We start from the raw sequence: 16001 nt of genomic DNA, 5'->3' as shown, positions 1-16001 counted from the left end.
TCGTGTATCAAGATGGCACTTCGGGGAGTAGTGAATGCAGAACGCAAACGACATCACCGTCCGCCTGCTGATCGTGGACGACAGCGGCGAGAACGCCGAGACCATTGTCAGCACGCTGCGCAACAGCGGCATCGCGGTCCGCCCGGCGCGGCCGCAGAACAACGAGGAGCTGGCGCAGATCATCGGCAGCCAGCCGATCGACCTGGTGCTGGCGGCCCCCGCGCAGAGCATCCCGCTGCTGCAGGTGACCCAGCAGATCGCGGCCAGCGGCAAGGACATCCCGATGATCCTGCTGGCCGAAGCGGTCAACGAAAGCGAATGGGTCGAGGCCAGCGCCAACGGTTTCCGCGCGGTGACCTTGCGCCACCGCCCCGAGCATCTGCTGGCGGTGGTGCGCAACGAATGGACCGACCTGCACGCCCGTCGCGGGCTGCGCCGGATCGAAGCGCAGATGCGCGAGACCGAGCGCCGCTGCGACGCGCTGATCTCGTCCTCGCGCGACCCCATCGCCTATGTCCACGAAGGCATGCACATCCGCGCCAACGAAGCCTACCTGGAGATGTTCGGGTTCGAGTCGTTCGAGGACGTGGAAGGCATCTCACTGCTGGACATGGTCGCCCCGCAGCACGTGGACGGCTTCAAGCAGCTGCTGAAGTCACTGAGCAAGGGCGAAGCGCCGCCGCCGCAGTACCAGGTGGACGCACGCAACCAGGATGGCGCGATCTTCGCCGCCACCATGGAATTCACCCCGGCCACCTATGAAGGCGAATCCTGCCTGCAGGTGGTATTCCGCCGCCGCATGGAACTGGACACGGAGCTGGCCCGCGAAGTCGAAGATCTGCGTCAGCGCGACCAGGTCACGGGTCTGCTCAACCGCCCGACCTTCATGGTGCACGTGGAGAACGCGGTGGCCCAGGCCGGTCGCAGCGAAGGCCGCTTCGGCCTGCTGCTGGTCGAGCCGGACCACTACGCACGGCTGCTGCCGGACATCGGCCTGGACTCGGCCGATGCACTGATTGCCGCGCTGGGCCGGGTGCTGGCCGACGCGGTGGGCGACAAGGCCCAGGTGGCCCGCTTTGGCGAGCACAGCTTCGCGGTGTTGATGGAAGGTGCCTACGCCGAAACCGAGGCCCTGGCCGACCGCATCCGCGAGGCCTTCGCCGCGCAGGTGTTCAGCATCGGCGAGCGTTCGGCAACGGTGACGGTCAGCATTGGTGGCGTGCAGGTGGGCGAGAAGATTGCCAGCATCGGCCAGGTGCTGGCACGTGCCACCGAATGCCAGCAGGCCGCATCGGAGCTGGGCAATACCAGCCGCATCTTCGATCCGGCCGCCGTGGACCGGGTGGAAGAAGAGCGCGTGCAGCGCTGGGTGGCGCGGATCAAGGAAGCGCTGGCCGGCGAAGGCTTCCAGCTGCATTACCAGCCGGTGCTGAATCTGCAGGGCGAGCCGCTGGAGCTGTACGAAGCCTACCTGCGCCTGGACAACAACGGCGAACTGCTCAGCCCGACGGCTTTCCTGGGCATTGCCGAGGAACATGGCCTGCTGGCGGACATCAACCGCTGGGTGGTGGCGCATGCGATCAGCGTGCTGGGCGAGCGCGCACGCGCGGGCCACGCCACGCACATGATGGTGAAGATCACTCCGGAATCGTTCAACGACCCGCAGATGGTGGCGACGCTGCGCCGCGAGCTGGCTGCGCACAATGTGCCGGGCGAACGCCTGTGGCTGCATGCGCCTGAAGCGAAGGTGTTCACCCACCTGCGCAACGCGCAGCAGTTCCTGGCCGATGTGGCACCGCTGGGCATCCGCATCGGTCTGGAGCAGTTCGGTTCGGGTCTGGATTCGTTCCAGCTGCTGGCGCACTTCCAGCCGCAGTTCCTCAAGCTGGACCGCGACTTCACCAGCGATTTCGCGCGCACCCGCGAGCATGCGGACAAGATCAGCGAGATCACCGCACGCGCGCAGGAAGCGAACATCCGCACCCTGGCCGAGTTCGTGGCGGATGCCAATTCGATGAGCCTGCTGTTCAGTGCCGGCGTGGATTACGTGCAAGGTGAGTTCGTGGGGCCTGCTGGGCCTGCGATGAACTTTGACTTTGCGTAGTGGTTTGATTTTTTGCGCGAAGAGCAGCGCTTCGGTTGCTACGTGTCGGGGAGGCCAACAGGCAGCCCCGTTCCGCGACACGCCGTAAATACATCCTTGTAGGCTCGTCAAAAACATCCATGTTTTTGACGGTCGCTCCAGGGGCTACCTGTCGGCCTCCCCTGTCATGCATCGCGCGATGCGGCGCGAACGGCAACAGCAACGGCCGTTTCAATGTGTCCCGCGTAGTGACACGCCATGCGTGTCAGCGATAGCACATCCGGAGGCCATTGCCGTTGATTTTGATTTTTCGATGGCCACCGACGATCTGTCGGGGGCCGGTCGGGGTGGGTTTGCGGGACCGTAGAAAACATGGATGTTTTCTACGAGCCCCCATGGATGGGTTTACGGCGTGTCCCGCAAACCCACCCCGACCGGCCCAAACACGGATACCCGTGAAAACCGGCTGTTCGCCCAAAACCAACAGCAGCCGGGCAAGCCCGGCTCTACGAAAAACGATCAGCCGGTCAGATCGACCAGATTCGGGATCGCGACATCGGTTGCCACGTCCGCGTCGTAATCCACGCCTTCGACGCCGAAGCCGAACAGACGCAGGAAGTCGGCCTTGTAGCCGGCCAGGTCGCTGATCTCGTACAGGTTCTCGTTGGTCACCTGCGGCCACAGCTTCAGCACTTCGGCCTGGACGTCCGGGGCCATTTCCTTGTAGTCCGCGCGCAGGCGGCCGGCTTCGTCCACCAGTTCCACCGTGCGGCCGTCGGCCAGCAGCTGGTGACGCAGGCGCTCGGTGGCGGTGCCGGTGTCCTTGCCGCCGTAGACGATGTCGTACAGCGTATCCAGCTGCTCGATGCAGCCTTCGTGCGTGCCGCGTTCCTTCATCACCTTGAACAGCAGCGACAGGTACAGCGGCATGGTCGGAATGGCCGAGCTGGCCTGGGTCACCACCGCCTTCAGCACCGACACGCGGGCATCGCCGCCGATCTTCTGCAGCTTCTCGCGCAGGCCAAGCACCTTTTCGTCCAGGTCTTTCTTGGCCGCGCCAATCGATCCGTTCCAGTAGATCGCCTGGGTGATCTCCTCGCCCACATAGGTGAAGGCCGTGGTGGTCGCACCGTCAGCCAGCACGCCGGCTTCCAGCAGCGCGTCGATCCACATCTGCCAGTCTTCACCACCCATCACCGCCACGGTGCCCGCGATCTCTTCCGCGGTCGCCGGCTGCAGCGTGGTTTCGGTCAGCACTTCCTTGTCGGTATCCAGGCCACGCAGGGTGATCGGCTCGCCGATCGGCTTGAGCGTGGAGCTGATCACTTCGCCGGTGCGCGGGTGCTTGCGGCGCGGCGCGGCCAGGCTGTACACCACCTGGTCGACCTGACCCAGATCCTGCTTGATCAGCTCGATGACCTTCGCTTTCACCTCATCGGAGAACGCATCGCCGTTCACGCTCTTCGCGTACAGGCCGGCCTGTTCCGCGTACTTGTGGAAGGCCGCCGAGTTGTACCAGCCCGCCGTACCCGGCTTGCTGTCGGTACCCGGGCGTTCGAAGAACACACCCAGCGTCGCTGCGCCACTGCCGAACGCGGCCGTGATGCGCGCGGCCAGGCCGTAGCCGGTGGACGCACCCAGCACCAGCACGCGCTTGGGGCCGTTGGGCAGCTTCGGCTGCGCCTTGATGTAGTCGATCTGCTGCTTCACCGCTGCATCGCAGCCGGCCGGATGGGTGGTAACGCAGATGAAGCCGCGAACGCGCGGTTTGATGACCATGAACACCTCGAGGGAAACGGAGCGGCCGCATGAGCAGCCGCGCAACCCCGAAATCGTAGTGCCCCCGACGCCCCCGCACAACCAACGCCCCAGTACGGAAAAAAGAAACGCCGGGCAGAGCCCGGCGCTTCCTCATCACATCGATAGTGCCGGGCCATGCCCGGCAACACGTCACGGCCTGCGCGCGAGCGCTTCCACGTCCTTCGCCTTCGGCAGCAGATCCTGCTTGCTGACGCGCAGGAAGCCAATCGTCAGCATCGGCACGGCCACCAGGATCGAAGACACCACCACGATCACCGCACCGACCATGTGGGTTTCGGCCAGGCCTTCCAGCGACGCACCGCCGTACAGGTACAGCGCCAGCGCCGACAGGAAGAACATCACCGCGGTGATCACCGTACGCGACAGCGTCTGGTTGATCGAGCGGTTCAGCACTTCCAGCGGTTCCACGCGCAGGCTGCGGAAGTTTTCACGGACGCGGTCGAACACCACGATGATGTCGTTGATCGCGAAGCCCATCACCGACAACAGACCGGCCAGCAGGTTCAGGTCGAACTCGCGTCCCATCAGCGACATGTAGGCCAACGTGACCAGCAGGTCGAACAGGGCCACGAGGCTGGCGGTGACCGCGAACTTCCATTCAAACCGGAAGCCGATGTAGATCAGGAAGCCGACCAGCATGAACACCGTGGCGTACAGCCCGTTCAGGGCCAGATCCTTGCCGATCTGCGGGCCGACGTACTCGTTGCGCAGGATGGTGGCCGGATTCTCAGCCGTGGTGATCGCCTTGAGCACGGCGTCGCCGGTGGCCTTGTCCTGGGCCGCCCCTTCGGCACCCGGGTCATGGGCACCGTGCGGAGCCAGGCGGATCAGCAGGTCGGTGTTGCCACCGAAGCTCTGCACCTGGGCATTTTCAAAGCCATTGGATTCCAGCTTCGAACGGACCTGTTCAACGTCCACCTGCTTGTCGAAGCGGGCTTCGATCAGGGTGCCGCCGGTGAAGTCCAGGGCGAAGGTGAAGCCCTTGACGCCGATGATGGCGACCGAGGCCAGGAACACCGCGATCGTGACCGCCATGGCGACATGGCGCCAGCGCATGAAGTCGATCTTGGTGTCGTTCGGGAGGATGTGCAGCGGAAACAGTTTCATTGTGCGTGTCGTCCCGTCAGATGGCCACGTTCTGGAGCTTCTTGCGACGGCCGTAGATCAGCGTCGCCAGGGCGCGCGATACGGTGATCGCCGTGAACATCGAAGCGAAGATACCGATGATCATGGTCAGCGCGAAGCCCTTCAGCGGGCCGGTGCCGAAGGCGAACAGCGCCACGCCCACGATCAGGCCGGTCAGGTTGGCGTCGAGGATGGTGCCACTGGCGCGCTCGTAACCGGTGACGATGGCGGTCTTGCCCGGTACGCCGGCACGCAGCTCCTCACGGATGCGCTCGTTGATCAGCACGTTGGCGTCGACCGACAGGCCCACCGACAGCGCCAGACCGGCGAAGCCCGGCAGGGTCATGGTGGCCCCGAACAGCGACATCACGGCAACCACGATCAGCAGGTTGAACAGCATCGCCACCGAGGTGATCAGGCCGAACATGCGGTAGTACACGGTGAAGAACACCAGGGTGAACAGGAAGGCGTAGACCACGGCGGTGATGCCGCGCTCGACGTTCTCGGCACCCAGGCTGGGACCGACCACGCGCTCTTCGACGAAGTCCATCGGTGCCGCCAGCGAACCGGACTTGAGCAGCTTGGCCAGGTCCTCGGCTTCCTTCTTCTCCAGGCCGGTGGTCTGGAACTGCTTGCCGAACACGCCGTTGATGTTGGCCACCGAGATCACTTCCTCGTTGACCTTGAAACCGCGCACTTCCTGGCCATCAACGATGGTGACGGTCGGCACGCGCTCGGTGTAGACCACCGCCATCGGCTTGTTCACGTTGGCGCTGGTGAAGTCGAACATGCGCTGGCCGCCGACGGCGTTCAGGGTCACGCTGACCGCCGCAGCACCGTTCTGGTCGGTGGTGGCCTGGGCGGCGACCATCTGGTCACCGGTGACGATCACGCGCTTGTTCAGCAGGATCGGGCCACGGCCGTTGCGCTGCTGGAACACCTTGGCTTCCGGCGGGATACGACCGGTATCGATGGCGTCCTGCGCGTTGCCGTCAACCACCGCGCGGTATTCCAGGGTGGCGGTGGCACCGATCATGCGCTTGGCTTCGGCCGTGTCCTGCACGCCCGGCAGCTGCACGACCACGCGGTCGGCACCCTGGCGCTGGATGATCGGCTCGGCCACACCGAGCTGGTTCACACGATTGCGCAGGGTGTTGATGTTCTGCTCGATCGCGCCGTTGGCAATGGTGGTCAGCTCGGTTTCCGGCACGCTGACGGTGATGCGGTTACCGGCGACGTCGTAGCCCAGGGTCGGCTGGGCCTTGGCCAGCAGCTGGCGGGCTTTTTCGACCACATCGGCACCCGCCGACGGGCTGATCACCGCGGCAATGGTGTTGTCCGGGCGGCGCTCGACCGACTGGTACGGGATGCGGGCATCGCGCAGGCTGGTACGCACGTCTTCGGCGTAGGCGTCCATGCGCTTGTCCAGCGCGGCCTTCTGGTCCACCTGCAGCACGAAGTGCACACCGCCCTGCAGGTCCAGGCCCAGCGTCATCGGACGACCGCCCAGCTTGGCCAGCCAGTCCGGCACGGTGGAGGCCAGGTTCAGCGCCACCGTGTAGTTCTCGCCCACGCTGTCGCGCAGCAGGTCGCTGGCCGCAGCCTGGGTCTTCAGGTCGGGCAGACGGACGATCAGGCTCTCACCTTCCTTTTCGGCACCGATGGTGCTGATGCCGGCCTGCTTCAGGTCGGCCAGCACGCGATCGCGCAGCGCGTCGTCGACCTGCCCGCCACGGTTGGCGGTGATCTGGACGGCGGCGTCCTTCTGGTAGATGTTGGGCAGCGCGTACAGAGTGCTGAGCGCCAGTACGATCAGGATGACGACGTACTTCCAGCGTGGGAATTCAAGCATTGCCAGGTTCCTGCGCGGTGCCAGTCCCGGCACCGCGGTTGGTCTTGGGAAAAAGGAAAATCAGACGGCCGACTTCAGGGTGCCGGCGGGCAGCACGTTGCCGACAGCGCCCTTCTGGACGCGGATGTTCACGTTGTCCGCCACTTCGATGGTGACGAAGTTGTCGCCGATCTTGGTGACCACGCCGGCAATGCCGCCGTTGGTGAGCACTTCGTCACCGACCTTGATCTTGTCCAGCATCGCCTTGTGTTCCTTCTGGCGCTTCATCTGCGGACGGATCATCAGGAAGTACATGATCGCGATCAGGATGATCGGGAACAGCAGCGTGGTCAGGCCCATGCCCTGCGGCTGGCCGCCGGCGGCTTGGGCGTGGGCGGCGGGAATCAGGAAAGCGAGCAGGTTCATTGTGTGTCCTTGGGTTGGGAGGCGCCCTGCCCCGGGGGGAAGGGTGTCGCCGCGAAACGGTGGGTCAGCCGCGAAGTATGCCACGGCCCAGTGGCTATTCCTTGGGCCAATTGGCACGGTCTTCAAGGCACCCGGGGTCAGTCCTGCGGGTCCAGCGGCGGCGTGGCCATGCCCCGGGCCGTGTAGAAGGACTCGCGGAAGGCGGTGAAGGTTCCCGCCGCGATGGCCGCGCGCATGTCGGCCATCAGTTTTTCGTAGTAGTACAGGTTGTGCAGGGTGCCCAGCATCGGGGCCAGCATTTCATTGCAGCGGTCCAGGTGGCGCAGGTAGGACCGGGTGTAGCCGCTGCTGCAGGCATGGCAGCCGCAACCCGGTTCGATGGTGTCCATGTCGCGCTCGTATCGGGCGTTGCGGATGCGCACCGTGCCAAACGAGGTGAAATAGTGGCCGTTGCGGGCGTTGCGGGTCGGCATGACGCAATCGAACATGTCCACGCCGCGGGCCACGCCTTCCACCAGGTCTTCCGGACGCCCCACCCCCATCAGGTAGCGTGGGCGGTCGGCCGGCAGGATCGGATTCAGATGATCGAGCATGGCGTTGCGCTCGTGCTCCGGCTCGCCCACTGCCAGGCCGCCGATCGCGTAGCCATCAAAGCCGATCTGCTGCAGGCCCTCCGCCGAGCGGGTGCGCAGATCGTGGTGCACCCCACCCTGCACGATGCCGAACAGGGCCGCATCGTTGCCCAGTTCATCGTGGGCATTGCGGCTGCGCTGGGCCCAGCGCAGGCTGAGCTCCATCGAGGTGCGCGCCACCTGTTCGGTGGCCGGGTACGGGGTGCATTCGTCGAAGATCATCACGATGTCCGAATCGAGCACCTTCTGGATCTTCATGCTCTCTTCCGGGCCCAGGAACACCTTGGCCCCGTCGGTCGGCGAGGCAAAGGTGACCCCCTGTTCGGTGATCTTGCGGCGATGGGCCAGCGAGAACACCTGGAAGCCACCGGAATCGGTCAGGATCGGGCCATTCCAGCGCGCGAAGCCATGCAGGCCGCCGTGGTCGGCGATCACGTCCAGGCCCGGGCGCAGGTACAGGTGGAAGGTGTTGCCGAGGATGATTTCCGCGCCCAGCGCCCGGATCTGCTCCGGCAGCACGCCCTTGACCGAGCCATAGGTGCCCACCGGCATGAAGGCCGGGGTTTCCACGGTGCCGCGCGGGAAGGTCAGGCGGCCGCGACGGGCACGGCCGTCGGTGGTCTGGAGCTGGAACTGGAGTCGGGACATGGAGCGGATATCAGGCAAATAGCTGCCGATTATCGCTCATATCTGCCCAATACGCCCGGTTCGGGGTTACGTTGACACGCATGGCGTGTCACTACGCGGGGATCCGTAGAGCCGGGCTTGCCCGGCTGAACCGCCGCAGATCCGTCATTCCCCCCGCGGGAACAGCAGCATGGCATCGCCATAGCTGAAGAACCGGTACTTCTCCGCAATCGCCGCCGCATAGGCCTCAAACACCCGCTCCTGCCCGGCGAACGCCGAAATCATCATCAGCAGCGTGCTTTCCGGCAGGTGGAAATTGGTGATCATCGCGTCCACGCTGCGGATGCGGTAACCCGGGGTGATGAATATCTGGGTTTCACCGGCATACGGCAGCAGCTCGCCTTCACGCATGGCGCTTTCCAGCGCGCGCACCACCGTGGTGCCGACACCGATCACGCGGCCACCGGCGGCGCGGGTCTGGCGCACCTGCTGCACCAGTTCGGCCCCGACGTTCAGCCACTCGCGGTGCATCACGTGGTCCTTCAGGTCATCCACCCGCACCGGCTGGAACGTGCCCGCACCCACGTGCAGGGTGACGTGGCCGCTGTTCACGCCACGCGCCTTCAGCGCCGCCAGCAGGTCCTCGTCGAAATGCAGGCCCGCCGTCGGAGCAGCCACCGCCCCAACTTCGCGCGCAAACACCGTCTGATAACGCTCGCGATCATCCATGCCCGGTTCGCGCTGGATGTACGGCGGCAGCGGCAGGCGGCCGGCGTGCAGCAGCCACTGTTCCAGGCTTTCCGGCACGTGGAACTGGAGCACATAGAACTCGCCGTCGCGGCCCAGCACCTCGGCCTCGCCGCCGGCGTCCAGGGCGATCCGGCTGCCGGCCTTGGGCGACTTGCTGGCCCCGACCTGGGCGCGAGCCTGCTGCGCGCCGAGCAGACGCTCGATCAGGATCTCCACGCGGCCACCGCTGGCCTTGTGCCCGAACAGACGCGCCGGAATCACCCGGGTGTCGTTGAACACCAGCAGATCGCCCGGCTGCAGCAGGTCCGGCAGGTCACGGACCTGGCGGTGCTCGAACGCGGACGGGGCCGCCGGCACCACCATCAGGCGGCTGGCCGAGCGCTCGGCGAGCGGGGCCTGGGCAATCAGTTCAGGCGGCAGGTCGTAGTGGAAATCGGACTTCTTCAAGGCGGCGTGCGGCAACAGGTCGAGAATGTCGCGCATTGTACGACTGGCTCCCGGTGGCAATGCATGTGGCTGGCAACGTCGCGCAAAATGCTGCTATGCAACAGTTTTCCACGGGGTTATCGCGCGAAAAAGCGCGTGCTAGCATCGAGCCGGAAGTCCGATGCACGAGCCCCGAAGCGCGCGCCTGGTCGCGCGTTTTGCATTTGCGCCGTGCCGCCATTTGTTTCAGGAGATCTGCAATGAGCTTCATCGAACGCCTCGCCCCGCTTCGCGCCCAGCCCGGCACCCGCCTGACCGCCGGCCTGGATGACGCCACCCTGGAGCGCCTGGCCACCGGCCACCCGCAGCTGCTGGCCGCCGTGGACGCCGCCGCCGCCGAATTCGAGCGCGTCCGCGCCAGCCTGGACGACGTGCTGGCGCTGGATGAGCGCGACCAGATCGACGCCCTGCAGGACGGCTTCGTCAATTTCTATGCCGACGACGCAGTCACCCCGTATGTGGCCCTCGCCGCTCGCGGTGCCTGGGTCGTCACGTTGAAGGGTGCGGTGCTGTATGACGCCGGCGGCTACGGCATGCTGGGCTTCGGGCACACCCCGCCGGCGGTGCTGGAGGCAATGGCTGCGCCGCAGGTGATGGCCAACATCATGACCCCGCACCTGTCCCAGCGCCGCTTCATCCAGGCGCTGCGCCAGGAAATCGGGCACAGCCGCGGTGGCTGCCCGTACGCCCGGTTCATGTGCCTGAACTCCGGGTCTGAAGCGGTCGGCCTGGCTGCCCGCATCGCCGACGTCAATGCCAAGCTGCAGACCGACCCGGGTGCCCGCCATGCCGGTGCGAAGATCAAGCGCGTGGTGGTCAAGGGCAGCTTCCATGGCCGCACCGACCGCCCCGCCCTCTACTCCGACTCCAGCCGCCGCAACTACATGCAGCACCTGGCCAGCTACCGTGGCGAGGACAGCGTGATCACCGTTGCGCCGTACGACGAGGCCGCGCTGAAGCAGGTGTTTGCCGATGCCGCCGAGCAGCGCTGGTTCATCGAAGCGGTGTTCCTTGAGCCGGTGATGGGCGAAGGCGACCCGGGCCGCTCGGTGCCACCGGCCTTCTACGCGCTGGCGCGCCAGCTGACCCGCCAGCACGGCAGCCTGCTGCTGATCGACTCGATCCAGGCCGGCCTGCGCGCGCATGGTGTGCTTTCCATCGTCGATTACCCCGGCTTTGAAGGCGTCGACGCGCCCGATATGGAAACCTACTCCAAGGCCCTGAATGCCGCGCAGTTCCCGCTGTCGGTGCTGGCGGTGACCGAGCACGCCGCGCAGCTGTACCGCAAGGGCATCTACGGCAACACCATGACCTCCAATCCGCGTGCGCTGGACGTGGCCTGCGCCACGCTCGGCCTGCTGACCCCGCAGGTGCGCCAGAACATCCGCGAACGCGGGGCTGAAGCGGTGCGCAAGCTCGAGCAGCTGAAGACCGAGCTGGGCGGGCTGATCACCAAGGTGCAGGGCACCGGCCTGCTGTTCTCATGTGAACTGGCCCCGCAGTTCAAGTGCTACGGAGCGGGCTCCACCGAGGAATGGCTGCGCAATCATGGCGTCAACGTCATTCACGGTGGCGAAAATTCGCTGCGCTTCACGCCGCACTTCGGCATGGACAGCGAGGAGCTTGATCTGCTGGTTCAGCTGGTCGGACGCGCGTTGAAGGAAGGCCCGCGCCGGGAGGCGTCGCAGGCCGCGTGAACGGGTGACCGACAGCCGGGCAAGCCCGGCTCTACATCGTGCGATAATGTGCGCCTGCACCACCGAAATCACCCCGCCGTTCACGGCGGGGCTTTTTCGTTTCCGCTGCAGCATTTTTGAACACAGGAAGATCCAATGAAGTCGATTTGCGTTTACTGTGGCTCCAACGCCGGGAGCAAGCCCATCTACACCGAACGCGCGATCGCGCTGGGCGACCGCATCGCCCGCGACGGCCTGCGCCTGGTCTATGGCGGCGGCAACGTCGGGCTGATGGGCACCGTGGCCAATGCGGTGTTGGCCGGCGGCGGCGAAGTGACCGGGGTCATCCCGCAGCAGCTGGCCGACTGGGAAGTGGCCCACCGCGGCCTGACCGAACTGGAAATCGTCGGTTCCATGCATGAACGCAAGTCGCGCATGTTCGACCTGGCCGATGCCTTCGTGGCCCTGCCGGGTGGTTTTGGCACCATGGAAGAAATCTTCGAGATGCTGACCTGGCGACAGCTCGGCATCGGCAATAAGCCGTGCGCCTTCCTGGACGTGGATGGTTTCTATGCGCCGCTGATCGGCATGATCGATCGCATGGTGGAAGAGCGCTTCCTGCATCCGGACCAGCGCGCCGACCTCTGGTACGGCTCGGACATCGACGCCATGCTGGACTGGATGCGCGCCTATCAGCCGGCGCAGGCCTCGAAGTGGATCGACGAGAAGCGCCGCACCGCGTTGCGCTGATCAACCGGTGACGAACGCGTCCATTGGCGCGGGGCGGCCCAGCAGGTAGCCCTGCCCGTAATCGCAGCCCAGTTGCAGCAAGGTCTGCCGCTGGGCGGCGTTTTCAATGCCCTCGCCCACCGTTTCGATGCCCAGCGTGCGTGCCAGCGACAGCACGCCCTGCACCAGCGCGTAGGTGCTCTGCAGGTCACGACCGTGCAGGCCGGCGATGAAGCTCTGGTCGATCTTCAGCGTGGAGATCGGGAAACGATGCAGATAGGACAGCGCCGAGAACCCGGTGCCGAAGTCGTCCAGTTGCACCAGCACGCCACGCTCGCGCAATGTCTGCAACACCCGCAACGTGCGCGGGCCGTCGTCGAGCAGCGCCACCTCGGTGATTTCCAGGCGCAGGCGACGCGGGTCGGCTCCGGCGGCCTCGATCAGCCCGAACAGACGCGGGGTGAAATCCGGTGAGCGGAAGTGTCGCGGCGACACATTGACCGACAGATACCCTTCACCGCCCTGCGCCAGCTGCCCGATCACCTCTTCGTACAACAGCCAGTCGACCTGCTCGATCAGGCCGCTTTCCTCGCCCAGATCCAGGAACGCGCTGGGCAGCAGCAGGCCACGGCGTTCGTGCTGCCAGCGCAGCAGTGCCTCATAGCCCATCACCGCACCGTCGCTGAGGCGCACGATCGGCTGGTAGTACGGCACGAAATCACGATTGTTGATCGCCCGGCGCAGGTCGGCTTCCAGGTCCAGGCTGCGCAGCGCTTCCTCGCGCATGGCTTCGTCGAACACCGCGAAGCGGTCCTTGCCCTGGGCCTTGGCCCGGTACATCGCAGCATCGGCGTCGCGCACCAGCTCTTCCGCATTACGGTAACGCGGGCTCCACAACGCGATGCCCAGGCTGCCGGAAGGGAACAGTTCACGCCCCTGCACCCACATGGATTCTTCCAGTGCCGCCAGCATGCGCTGCGAAAACTCGCGTGCGGATTCCAGGCCCTCCGGGCACTGCAGCAGAATGGCGAATTCGTCACCGCCAAGCCGCGCGACAAGGTCGTTGCCGCCGACCATGGAGACGATCCGCCGCGCCACCTCGACCAGCATCTGGTCGCCGGCGGCGTGACCGATGCTGTCGTTGACCAGCTTGAAGCGGTCCAGATCCAGGAACAGCACCGCAAACGCAGGTCCACCCGGCAGCTGGGCCAGGTTGATCGCATCCTCCAGCCGGTCCAGCAGGTGTACGCGGTTGGGCAATCCGGTCAGTGCATCGTGCAGCGCCTGATGGGTCAGCCGCTGTTCGGCGCGCAGGCGCTCGCCGATCTGACCCAGCAGCTGCTCATTCACTTCGGCAAGCTCGCGGGTGCGTTCTTCGACCCGCTTTTCCAGCTCCGCGTGGGCCAGCCGCAGCTGCTCCTGGTTGCGCTGGCGCGCCAGGCCGTTGCCGATGTTCTGCGCCACGAACATCAGCAGGCGCTGGTCGTGCGTGGTAAAGCTGATCTCCGGCGAGTAACTCTGCACCACGATCACCCCGACGACCTCGTCGTCGCTGAGCAGCGGCACCCCCAACCAGCAATGCGAGCGCGCACCGAACTCGTGCACACGTCCGGCCGCACGCAGCGCATCGATATGCTCGCGCGAAGCCAGCAGCGGCTGCCGGTTGCGCACGATGTATTCGGTCAGGCCATGACTGAAAGGACGCGACGGGCGCGCCGGGTTGTACTCGTCCACCGAGTACACGAAATCCAGACCGGTGCCACCTTCATTGACCAGCGCGATGTAGAAATTTCGCGCATCCAGCAGGGTGCCCACCACGCCATGCACCTGCAGGTAGTACTGATGCAGGGTTTCAGCGCTCATCGCCATTTCGGCGATGTTGAACAGCGCCAGCTGCAGCTTCTCGGCACGCCGCCGCTCGATCACCTCGTCCTGCAGGCTGTGGTTGGCGCGCTGCAGCTCCACCGTGCGCCGTTCCACCTGGCGCTCCAGCTGTACCTGCGCCTGGCGGCGGTCCATGGCAGTCAGGATGTGCTGGGCCACATAACCCAGCAGCGTGCGGTCGGCTTCGTTGTAGCGCACGCCGTGCTCATAGCTCTGTACCACGATGGCACCGCAGACGCGGCCGTCGCGCAGCATCGGCACACCCAGCCAGTCCAGGCTTTCCGGCCCCCGGCGCGGGTCGACTTCATCACTCAGCGAGGCCAGCAGCTCGTTGGACGGCCCACTCAGCGGCTTGCCATGGCGCAGCAGCGCGAAGGTCAGGCTGCGCGGCATTTCATGTTCTTCGTAGCTGCGGTCGGGGTCGGCCACGAAGCTGTCGCGCTGGTCGGCGAAATACAGAAACCGGATGCTCCGGCGTACGTCGTCGTATTCGACGATGTAGCAGTTCTGCGCGTACATCAGCGAGTTCAGCACGCGGTGGAAATGCCGCAGCATGTCGGTCATTTCCAGATCGGCACCCGCCAGGTCGGCGATTTCGTACAACGCCTGCTGCAACCGCTTGGAGTTTTCCAGCGACAGGATCTGTTCACGCTGCCGGGCCATGACCAGCGCGTCCTGCAGCGCCGCCTGCGCCATCCGCCACCAGGCGTCATCCGGAGCGTGGCCGCCGGCCAGGTGTGCGCGCACCGCCAGCATGCCGCCATGATGCTGCCAGCGGCGCAGGGTGGTATCGCGCGGCAGCGGCGCGCCGAACAGCAGCGCCGGCAGATCGTCCAACGGCACAGCGCCATCAGGCGCGGCAACGCCCCCTTCGCCGAGCGCACCGTCGGACCAGCCCAGCGCCAGCCGGCTACCCGCGGGCAACAGGGCGCACAACGTACGCGCCAGCGCGGTGGACACCACCGCGCCACGCTCGGGATGCCCTGCGGACGTGACTACCTGGCTGGACAGCATGTTCTTCTCTTTCTGACACCGGAGCCCCGGTGCCTCCCCTGCCCCGGAGCATAGCGCGACTGCCGGGGGGCAATGGAAGCCCATAACCCCAAAAGGCTCTTCCATACGTTGTTACGTGTGTCCTGGCCGTGATCTTTCCCGCATGTCCGCTGTCCTGTCCCCGCCCCCTGGCTATGCGCGCACGCATTCAGCGCTTACCCTGTGCGCCGTGGACGCCGCTGCCCTGCCTACCGATGAATCCCTGATGCAGGCCTGGGCCGCCGGCGACGTACGCGCGTTCGAGACCCTGTACGCCCGCCACCGCAGCCGCCTGTACAGTTTCCTGCTGCGCCAGCTGCGCGATGGCGCGCTGGCCGACGAACTGTTCCAGGACGTCTGGCAGCGGGTAATCGCCGCGCGTGCCGGCTGGCAGCCGGATGCGGCCTTCACCACCTGGCTGCTGCGCATCGCCCACAATCGGCTCAACGACCATTGGCGCGCCGCACGTCACCGCCCGTCCGCCCCGGTCGATGCCGAGGACCGGGTCAATGCCATGAGCGACCGCCATACGCCGGAAACCCAGCTGTCCGAGTTCGAACAGCGCCGCCGGCTGCAGCTGGCCATGGAGCAGCTGCCCGATGACCAGCGCATGGTGCTGCAGCTGCGGCTGGAACAGGAGCTGAGCCTGGAAGAGATCGCGCAGATCACCGGCGTGGGCCGGGAAACCGTCAAGTCGCGCCTGCGCTACGCGATGGACAAGCTGCGCGGGGAGTTGAGCCCATGAACCGCCCCGAACCGCTGACCCCGGAAGAACGCGAACTGGCCCGTCTGCTGGGCCGGCCAGGTACCAGCGCGCCGTCGCCGCGCGTGGACGAGGCCGTGCTCGCCGCGGCCCGTGCTGCGGTGGGGGATGACGCGCCGGCAGCCGCCGCAGAGGC

11 protein-coding genes are annotated in these 16001 nt (G+C 65.8%); 4 read left to right on the top strand and 7 right to left on the bottom strand.

The window, feature by feature from the left end; all coding sequences use genetic code 11:
* Window positions 1-34 precede the first annotated feature (34 nt).
* On the top strand, window positions 35-2104 hold the full coding sequence (locus tag RT551_RS16135) for an EAL domain-containing protein (RefSeq protein ID WP_313460529.1): 2070 nt from the start codon (window positions 35-37) through the stop codon (window positions 2102-2104).
* Window positions 2105-2602: 498 nt separating this feature from the next.
* Here the strand turns inward: RT551_RS16135 and fabV are convergent, their stop codons facing one another.
* The 6 genes from fabV to queA all read right to left on the bottom strand — a co-directional run bounded on the left by fabV (window position 2603) and on the right by queA (window position 9778).
* Window positions 2603-3862: an enoyl-ACP reductase FabV gene (fabV, locus tag RT551_RS16130; protein ID WP_313460528.1), complete on the bottom strand. Its 1260-nt coding sequence runs from the start codon at window positions 3860-3862 to the stop codon at window positions 2603-2605.
* Between the two features lie 171 nt (window positions 3863-4033).
* Window positions 4034-5011 (bottom strand): protein translocase subunit SecF, encoded by a 978-nt coding sequence (gene secF, locus RT551_RS16125; protein ID WP_313460526.1) that lies wholly within the window; start codon window positions 5009-5011, stop codon window positions 4034-4036.
* A 16-nt stretch (window positions 5012-5027) separates the two neighbouring features.
* Window positions 5028-6881, bottom strand: a complete 1854-nt coding sequence (gene secD / locus RT551_RS16120) for a protein translocase subunit SecD (RefSeq protein WP_313460524.1) — start codon at window positions 6879-6881, stop codon at window positions 5028-5030.
* Between the two features lie 60 nt (window positions 6882-6941).
* Entirely contained in the window at window positions 6942-7286 is a 345-nt protein-coding gene (gene yajC, locus RT551_RS16115) for a preprotein translocase subunit YajC (RefSeq protein ID WP_125361046.1), read from the bottom strand.
* 137 nt (window positions 7287-7423) lie between these two features.
* A complete protein-coding gene (gene tgt / locus RT551_RS16110) occupies window positions 7424-8566 on the bottom strand; it encodes a tRNA guanosine(34) transglycosylase Tgt (protein ID WP_313460522.1) in 1143 nt (380 codons plus the stop codon).
* Window positions 8567-8710: 144 nt separating this feature from the next.
* Window positions 8711-9778, bottom strand: coding sequence for a tRNA preQ1(34) S-adenosylmethionine ribosyltransferase-isomerase QueA (queA, locus tag RT551_RS16105; RefSeq protein ID WP_313460520.1), 1068 nt, complete (start codon window positions 9776-9778; stop codon window positions 8711-8713).
* A 203-nt stretch (window positions 9779-9981) separates the two neighbouring features.
* On the opposite strand from queA, the gene RT551_RS16100 reads away from it, so the two are divergent.
* Together RT551_RS16100 and RT551_RS16095 are read left to right on the top strand one after the other, a co-directional pair.
* A complete protein-coding gene (locus RT551_RS16100; RefSeq protein ID WP_313460519.1) occupies window positions 9982-11478 on the top strand; it encodes an aminotransferase class III-fold pyridoxal phosphate-dependent enzyme in 1497 nt (498 codons plus the stop codon).
* A gap of 135 nt (window positions 11479-11613) precedes the next feature.
* Complete coding sequence (locus RT551_RS16095; protein ID WP_282298118.1) at window positions 11614-12207, top strand: TIGR00730 family Rossman fold protein; 594 nt, start codon at window positions 11614-11616, stop codon at window positions 12205-12207.
* Here RT551_RS16095 and RT551_RS16090 read toward each other — a convergent pair whose 3' ends face one another.
* The gene (locus RT551_RS16090; protein WP_313460517.1) at window positions 12208-15084 is read right to left on the bottom strand and encodes an EAL domain-containing protein; all 2877 of its coding nucleotides are present in this window, start codon (window positions 15082-15084) and stop codon (window positions 12208-12210) included. It lies immediately after the preceding gene.
* A gap of 208 nt (window positions 15085-15292) precedes the next feature.
* On the opposite strand from RT551_RS16090, the gene RT551_RS16085 reads away from it, so the two are divergent.
* Window positions 15293-15847: an RNA polymerase sigma factor gene (locus RT551_RS16085; protein ID WP_313460549.1), complete on the top strand. Its 555-nt coding sequence runs from the start codon at window positions 15293-15295 to the stop codon at window positions 15845-15847.
* The last annotated feature ends 154 nt before the right edge of the window (window positions 15848-16001 follow it).

The sequence above is a fragment of the Stenotrophomonas sp. genome (genome assembly GCF_032103445.1).
In the GTDB taxonomy this organism is placed as follows: Bacteria; Pseudomonadota; Gammaproteobacteria; order Xanthomonadales; family Xanthomonadaceae; genus Stenotrophomonas.
This window is presented reverse-complemented; position numbering and strand designations above follow the sequence as displayed.

Bases quoted from the DNA above. Each gene is read 5' to 3' on its own strand.
- RT551_RS16135 (WP_313460529.1), top strand. From the start codon at position 35: ATGCAGAACGCAAACGACATCACCGTCCGCCTGCTGATCGTGGACGAC.
- fabV (WP_313460528.1), bottom strand. From the start codon at position 3,862: ATGGTCATCAAACCGCGCGTTCGCGGCTTCATCTGCGTTACCACCCAT.
- secF (WP_313460526.1), bottom strand. From the start codon at position 5,011: ATGAAACTGTTTCCGCTGCACATCCTCCCGAACGACACCAAGATCGAC.
- secD (WP_313460524.1), bottom strand. From the start codon at position 6,881: ATGCTTGAATTCCCACGCTGGAAGTACGTCGTCATCCTGATCGTACTG.
- yajC (WP_125361046.1), bottom strand. From the start codon at position 7,286: ATGAACCTGCTCGCTTTCCTGATTCCCGCCGCCCACGCCCAAGCCGCC.
- tgt (WP_313460522.1), bottom strand. From the start codon at position 8,566: ATGTCCCGACTCCAGTTCCAGCTCCAGACCACCGACGGCCGTGCCCGT.
- queA (WP_313460520.1), bottom strand. From the start codon at position 9,778: ATGCGCGACATTCTCGACCTGTTGCCGCACGCCGCCTTGAAGAAGTCC.
- RT551_RS16100 (WP_313460519.1), top strand. From the start codon at position 9,982: ATGAGCTTCATCGAACGCCTCGCCCCGCTTCGCGCCCAGCCCGGCACC.
- RT551_RS16095 (WP_282298118.1), top strand. From the start codon at position 11,614: ATGAAGTCGATTTGCGTTTACTGTGGCTCCAACGCCGGGAGCAAGCCC.
- RT551_RS16090 (WP_313460517.1), bottom strand. From the start codon at position 15,084: ATGCTGTCCAGCCAGGTAGTCACGTCCGCAGGGCATCCCGAGCGTGGC.